General features: G+C 67.9%; 6 protein-coding genes. 1 reads left to right on the forward strand and 5 read right to left on the reverse strand.

The features are described from left to right. Positions 1–104: 104 nt before the first annotated feature. The 4 genes from VIR09_RS27115 to VIR09_RS27130 form a co-directional block, all read right to left on the reverse strand. Positions 105–1241: a C45 family peptidase gene (locus VIR09_RS27115; protein WP_332015680.1), complete on the reverse strand. Its 1137-nt coding sequence runs from the start codon at positions 1239–1241 to the stop codon at positions 105–107. 126 nt (positions 1242–1367) lie between these two features. Then, the gene (locus VIR09_RS27120; protein ID WP_332015681.1) at positions 1368–2135 is read right to left on the reverse strand and encodes a polysaccharide deacetylase family protein; all 768 of its coding nucleotides are present in this window, start codon (positions 2133–2135) and stop codon (positions 1368–1370) included. After that, on the reverse strand, positions 2132–3016 hold the full coding sequence (locus VIR09_RS27125; protein ID WP_332015682.1) for a polysaccharide deacetylase family protein: 885 nt from the start codon (positions 3014–3016) through the stop codon (positions 2132–2134). The genes VIR09_RS27120 and VIR09_RS27125 overlap by 4 nt, the downstream gene beginning before the upstream one ends. Further along, positions 3016–4029 carry a tripartite tricarboxylate transporter substrate binding protein gene (locus VIR09_RS27130; RefSeq protein WP_332015683.1) on the reverse strand — a complete coding sequence of 338 codons (1014 nt, stop codon included), beginning with the start codon at positions 4027–4029 and terminating at the stop codon, positions 3016–3018. Before VIR09_RS27130 ends, VIR09_RS27125 begins: the two co-directional genes overlap by 1 nt. Before the next feature lie 259 nt (positions 4030–4288). Between VIR09_RS27130 and VIR09_RS27135 the strand changes: the two genes are divergently transcribed. Further along, positions 4289–5059, forward strand: a complete 771-nt coding sequence (locus VIR09_RS27135) for an IclR family transcriptional regulator (protein ID WP_332015684.1) — start codon at positions 4289–4291, stop codon at positions 5057–5059. Positions 5060–5116: 57 nt separating this feature from the next. Here VIR09_RS27135 and VIR09_RS27140 read toward each other — a convergent pair. Further along, positions 5117–6456, reverse strand: a 1340-nt coding sequence (locus tag VIR09_RS27140) for an efflux transporter outer membrane subunit (RefSeq protein WP_332015685.1), incomplete at its 5' end; no start/stop codon positions are given.

Consider the following 6456-nt stretch of genomic DNA (forward strand, 5'->3'; position numbering starts at 1 on the left):
GCCCAGGCCGCGCCGGCCGCGGCGCCCAGCGCCAGCGCAACCGCGGCGCTCAATAGATTTTTATTCATCGATACGTCTTCCTGGGGTTGCGCGGGCGCGCCGCTTCAGGCGGCGGCCAGCAGTTCGGGTTCGGCGTTCAGGCTGTAGCGGGTGAAGCTGCGGTTCAGCGCCGGCAGCGGCGCGACTTCCATCAGGCCGGCCTCCGGTTCCATGATCACCATTGCCACCGTGGCCGACAGGTTGTCATGGCTGCCGGGGCGCGGCGGACGGCATACGGAATAGGGCGCGCCGAAGTCATCGAACAGCGCGCGCTTCAAGTCTTCGCGCGTCAGCTTGGATTGTTCGTTCAGCAGCCGGCGCACGCGCCAGTCGCGATAGGCGCTTTCCGGCGTGCTGGCGCGGCCGGTGTCGCGCAGCTTGGTCAGCGCCACTTCGCTGATCCAGTGGTTGGCGTGGACGATCAGGTCGTCGCTGCCCGGGTAGATGGGGAAGGCTTCGTCGGTGGTGCACTCGTAGTCCACCCCGAAGCCGGCCGCCATGCCGATCATGATGTTGTTCGAGCAGGACTTGGGCGTGGTCGCCACCGTCTTGATCGCCAACGCGAAGTGTTCCTGCTCCAGCACCTTGCGGCGGATCAGCGACAGCGGCACGCCCAACTGGCGGAAGTCGCGGTCGGACTCCAGGTAGTTGGCGGTAATCGAAACGCCGGCGCTGTTCAGGCCGCTGCGCGCTAGGCCGCCCGCCTCGACGAAGGTCAGGATGTCGGGGCCGTTGTCGTTGCGCACGCGCAGCACGATGGCGGTCTCGGCGCATTCCGCGCGCCAGTCCCAGTTCTGCCCGTGGATCAGGCGGCCGTTGGCCGAACGCGTCGGCAGGATCAGCGCGCCGGTGCAGCCGTCGCCCGGTTCCAGTTCAGCAGCTTTCTTTTTTTCGGCGCGGGCCTTGGCGATGACTTCGGTGCGGGCGTTCACCATCACGATGTCTTCGAAAGGCACGTCGGCGCCTGCGGCGATGCCGCGCATTTCTTCCAGGTAATGCGGCGCGAAGTTCTCGATCTCGCGGGCGAAGCCGTTGATCAACTGGGTCCGCGCCATGGCGTCATAGCCCAGGTCGACCAGGGTCTGGCCGTACATCTTGGCGCTCTTGCGCACGCGGTCAACCGCTAGCTGGCCGTAGGAGCGGCCGCGGGCCTCGGGCGCGCCCGAAACCGATACGAAGGGAAATTGGGTGATCTGGGTCATGGACATAGGGCGGCGCGCCGCGCCGCAATCGGGAGTGGGAATTGGATGGCGAAAAAATGTTAGCTTATTTTGGCGCCAATATTGCTCAGGGTTTACCAGTGCAAGGACGCCGTGGGCGTCCTGCGTTCAGCGCGTCCGGGGGTAGGCGGCGGCCAGTTCCGCGCAGGTCTTGAAGGCCGCGCCAGCCGCGCGGAAGCGCTGCAGCAGTTGCTCGACCTTCTGCAATCTGGCCGCGCGGCCGACGCCATTGTCCGCGCGCGGGTGCAGGGTCAGGCAGGCATAGCCATCGGCGGCGAGCAGCGCGTCGCCCTGTTCCACCCAATGCGCATAAGCGCGGTCCTGGGTGACGCGGCGGCTGAAGTGGGTGGCGTCGCACAGGCCTTCGCTCCAGGGCAGCTCCACCATGCCTGGGCCGCCGTCCGCGTCCAGTGCGTAAGGGGCGTCGTCGTCGATCGCGCTGCTGTCGTAGCGGTAGCCGAGCTGGTGCAGGAGCGGAACGGTGTTGGCGGTGAACGCGCTGGCGTAGCGGAAGCCTTGCGGGGCCGAACCGGTCAGTGCGGCCAGCCGGTCACGGGCTCGCTCCAGCATTGCGCCTTCGCGCTCGCCCAGCGCCGGCAGATCTTCGTAGGCATTGCCCTGCGAGGCCGCTTCATGTCCGTCGCGCAGGCTTTGTTCAAGCAGGTCGCGGCAGCGTTCGGCCTCGAACACCGGCCAGAACAACGTGGCGCGTATGCCCTGGCGGCGCAGCATGTCCAGCACGCGCGCCAGGCCGCCGCCATAGGTATAGCGGCCATGCGCATCGCGGCCGTGCAGCGAGGCTTCAGGCTGGGTCGCCGCTTCGGGGCCGATGCCCTGCACATTCAGGGTGACCAATAAGGTTTTTGCGGCGCTCATGCGCTTCTCCAGGCGTCGGGGCGGGCAAGGCAGTGGCGCGCCAACGCTGCCAGCGTCATCACGTGCACATCGGGTTGGGCGGCCAGATAGGCCAGGAAACGGTCCAGCGCGGCGGCGCGGGCCGGCGTGCCGGAACCTCCGGCGGCCTTGGGGTGCACGGTCAGGTGCACATAGCCTTCGGCCTCGCGCAGCGCCTCGAACTCCTGCACCCAGTTGTCGTAGGCTTCCGCCGCGAGGCTGTGGCCCGAAAAGTAAAACGGATAGTCGTCCAGCGAGACCGTGTTGTTGGGCAGCATGACGAAGTCCGCCGTGTCCGCCGGCAGATAGGGGCGGTCCTGGTCCTTCTCGCTGGCGTCGTAGCAATAGCCCAACCGCCGCAGCGCGGGCAGGGTGCGGTGGCTCTTGCGGCCCGAAGGCGAGCACCAGCCCACCGGCGTCACGCCCAGCTCGCGCTGGATGATGCGGTGGGTCTTCTCCAGCAGCGCGGGTTCGTCCTCGCCCAGGTCCCAGGCTTCGTGCAGATAGCCGTGCGCGGCGATTTCATGGCCTGCTTCCAGGATGTCGTGGAAGGTGGCCGGGTAGCGTTCGACGTCGTAGCCGCAGGCGAAAAACGTGGCCGGCATGCCGTGGCGCGCCAGGATATCCAGGTGCCGCGGCACGCCGCGGCGAATGGCGTAGCGGCCGGCGGTATGAGGGCCGGCCGGGAACTGCTTGCGTCCGACCTCGACGGCGGGGCCGTCCACGTGGACGGTGACGCAGACTACCGCGCGCACGGGTGCGGTATCGGCGGCGCGCAAGTCCTGCGCGCGCAACTCGCGGTCCAGCGGCAGCCAGGGATTGGAGCGGGCGTCCAAGGAGACGCCGTAGGGTATGCGTTGCATCAGGTGGCCTTGATGTTGGCGGTCTTGATCAGCGTGCGCCATTTCTCGCTTTCAGTGGCGACGAAGCGGCTCAACTCCTGTGGCGTGCTGCCGTGCAGCTCCAGCCCGTTCTGCGTCAGCTGCTCCATGGCGGGCTGCTTGAGCGCGCTTTGCACCGCGCCGTTCAGCGCCTGGACGATGGCGGCGGGCGTGCCCGCAGGCGCGAACACGCCGTTCCAGCCTATGGCCTGATAGCCGGGAAAGCCCGATTCCGCCACGGTGGGCACCTCGGGCAGCGCCTGCGCGCGCTGCGCCGAAGTCACGGCCAGCGGACGCGATTTACCGCCGCGGATGAACTGCTGCTGGTTGATCACCACGTCCATCAGGATGGGGAATTGCCCGCCCAGGAAATCATTGACGGCAGCCGCCGCGCCCTTGTACGGCACCCCGGGCAAGTCCAGGCCGGCCGTGGCCTTGAGCAATTCCATGGCCAGATGCGCGGAACTGCCGTTCTGCGTGATGCCATAGAAATACTTGCCCGGATTAGCCTTGATCAGGGCGACCAGCTCCTGCAGCGTGCGCGCCGGAAACGACGGGTGCACCACCAGCACGTTGTTGTAGTAGCAGACCATGGACACCGGTTCGAAGTCCTGGACGGGGTCGTAGCCGATGTTCTCGTACAGGCTCTGGTTCACCGTGTGGGTGCCGGTGGACCCCAGGGCGATGGTGTAGCCGTCGGGCGCGGAACGCGCGGCCTGCTGGGTGCCGATATTGCCGGCGGCGCCGCCCTTGTTGATGACGACCACGCTTTGCTTGAGCGCTACGCCTATGCCCTGGGCCAGCGGACGGGCCACCAGGTCGGTGCCGCCGCCGGCCGGGAAGGGCACGATGAACTGGATGGCGCGTTCGGCCGGATAGCCGGCCGCCCAGGCGCGGCCGGGTCGGGCCAATGCCGCGCTGGCCAAGGTGGCGGCCGAAGCCCCCAGGAAATGCCGGCGGCTGATTCCGCCCTTGGTGCCGCAATACTGCTTCATGGATGTTCCCCTTATGTTTTCCGCAGGCTCAGGGGCGTGCTTGGCGCCGCCCCTGCTCATTGCTTGAATATCATTATTCGATAAAAAATAATTCAATCCAATTAGTTTTTATCTATAAATGATAAAAAATAGGAAAACGATAGTTCGAGCCTTGTTCTGTGGCAGGCACTGATAGGCATCGCCAATGGCGCAGCCGCGGACCTCTCACCCCTGTGATACGCTGCGCCCGATCCCGCGTTGTTCCCAGCCCACGACCGCCATGTCCACCCTGAAGCGAGCCCTAGCGATACTTGACCTCTTCAGCCTCGAAACCCCGGTGCTGTCGGCGGAAGAGATCATTTCGCGCCTGTCGTATTCGGCGCCCACGGGCTACCGCTACATCCGCGACCTGACGGACCTGGGCTATCTGCTGCGCGTGACCGGCGAGGGCTACAAGCTGGGGCCGCGCATCATCGAACTGGACCACCTCATCATCGACGGCGATCCGGTGCTGGGCGTGGCGCGACCCATCATGCGCGAGGTGGTGGACCAGGTGGGCGGCGACGTGCTGCTCAGCGTGATCCACGGCCTGCGCATCCTCAACATCCATCACGAGCGCGGACCCGACGAACTGGGCATTCCGCACGGCCGCGGCCGCGCCCATCCGCTGTTTCGCGGCGCCACGGCCAAGACCATCGTGGCGTTCCTGCCGCGCAAGGACCAGCGCCGCCTGTACGAAGCGCATGCGGACGAGATCCGCGAGCTGGGCCTGGGGGAGACGCAGGCCGAGTTCACCGGCAAGCTGGATCAGATCCGGGTGCAGGGCTTTTATCTGGGAGTGGGTGAGATCTCGCCGGAACGGGCGGGCATCGCGGTGCCGGTGTTCCAGGAAGACCGCCGCGTGTTCGGCGCGCTGACCGTCACCTTCCTGGCGGCCCGGCTCAACACCATCGCGCAGGACAAGACCACGGCCTTGCTGCAGTCGGCGGCCCGCCGCATCGAGTCGCTGGCGCTGGCCACCCGCATGAAGGAACAAGCCCCCGCGCCGTGAGCGCGAGGGCTTGCGTGTCAATCCGCCGCGGTCGTGGCGGCATGCGGCGGGATCAGCCTACTGCTGCGCGGCGCGCGTGGGCGACCCCATGGCCTGGAACAGCGCCGCCGTTTCGGTCAGGCGCGCATTGGCGTACTCGATCTCGCGCAGACGGGCCGCCACGTAATGCTGCTCGGCGGCATACTCGGTGTAAGGCGCCAACGCGCCCAGCCGCACGCGGCTGGCGGTGTTGCGGTAGGACTGCTCCGCAGCGCGGCGCGAAGCCTCGGCCGAGGCCAGCGCCTGCCCGTCGGCGTCCAGCCGCGACAGCGTGTCGGCCACGTCGCGGAAGGCCGTCAGCACGGTTTGCTTGTACTGCAGCAATGCCGCCTCGTAGCGTTCCTTGGCCGCGTTGCGTTCGGCCAGCAGCGCGCCGCCATGGAAGATGGGCTGCGTGAGCGAGGCGCCGATCGCCCAGATGGCGCCCGCGCCGGACATCGCCGCCGGCCAGTTGAAGCCGCCACGGCCCATGGACGCGGACAAGGACAGGCTGGGGAACAACTGCGCGGTGGCCACGCCCACGTCGGCCGCGGCGGCCTGCACCACCGCATCGGCGAACAGGATGTCCGGACGCGCCGCCAGTAGTTCGGACGGCACCACCACCGGCACCTGTTGCGGCACGACCAGCATGCTGAAAGCCAGGTCGGGCGGGGCCTGGTCGGGGTTGCGGCCCAGCAGCACCGCCAATGCATGCCGCGTCGCATGCCAGCGCGCGCGCAGGCCGGGCAGGGACGCTTCCAGCGTGGCGGCGTCCTGGTCCGCGTCCAGCGCGTCGTTCTGCGAGGCCGAACCCAGTTCGTAGCGGCGCTGCGTATCGCGCGCCACCTGCCGCGCCAGCACCACCTGCTTCTCGGTCAGCGCCACCCGTTCCGCCAGCGCCGCGGCGGTGATGGCGCCGGTCACGATATTGCTGGCGAGCGAACGGCGGGCCGATTCCAGCTGGAAGGCCTGCTGCTCGACCTGCGCCGCCAGCGAGGCGTTGGCGAAGCGTGCCGCGCCGAACAGGTCCAGGTCGTACTTGGCGTGGACCTGGCCGGTGAAGACGTTGTACTGGGCAGTCGGTTCGGGCAGGCTCGGCATGGTCAGCGCGCGCCGGCGGGAGACGTCGGCTCCCGCGTCCACCGAGGGCAGCAGCGACGAATTCACTTCGCCGCGCAATTGCTCGCGCGCGCCGGCCAGGTTGCGTTCGGCGGCGGCCAGGTCCGGGCTGTTGGCCAAGCCTTCGGCCACCAGCGCGTTCAGCGCCTCCGATTCGTAGCGCTGCCACCATTCGGGCACGGGCCGCGCGCCTTGTTCGAAGCGCTGCGCCACGCCTTGGGCAGTGGCGCCCGCGGCGGGCGTGGCTTCGACGCCGTATT

This window comes from Achromobacter sp., from assembly GCF_036567245.1.
Lineage (GTDB): Bacteria > Pseudomonadota > Gammaproteobacteria > Burkholderiales > Burkholderiaceae_B > Achromobacter.

Coding starts and splice junctions, on each gene's coding strand:
- VIR09_RS27115 (WP_332015680.1), bottom strand. CDS start 1,241: ATGACCCAGATCACCCAATTTCCCTTCGTATCGGTTTCGGGCGCGCCC.
- VIR09_RS27120 (WP_332015681.1), bottom strand. CDS start 2,135: ATGAGCGCCGCAAAAACCTTATTGGTCACCCTGAATGTGCAGGGCATC.
- VIR09_RS27125 (WP_332015682.1), bottom strand. CDS start 3,016: ATGCAACGCATACCCTACGGCGTCTCCTTGGACGCCCGCTCCAATCCC.
- VIR09_RS27130 (WP_332015683.1), bottom strand. CDS start 4,029: ATGAAGCAGTATTGCGGCACCAAGGGCGGAATCAGCCGCCGGCATTTC.
- VIR09_RS27135 (WP_332015684.1), top strand. CDS start 4,289: ATGTCCACCCTGAAGCGAGCCCTAGCGATACTTGACCTCTTCAGCCTC.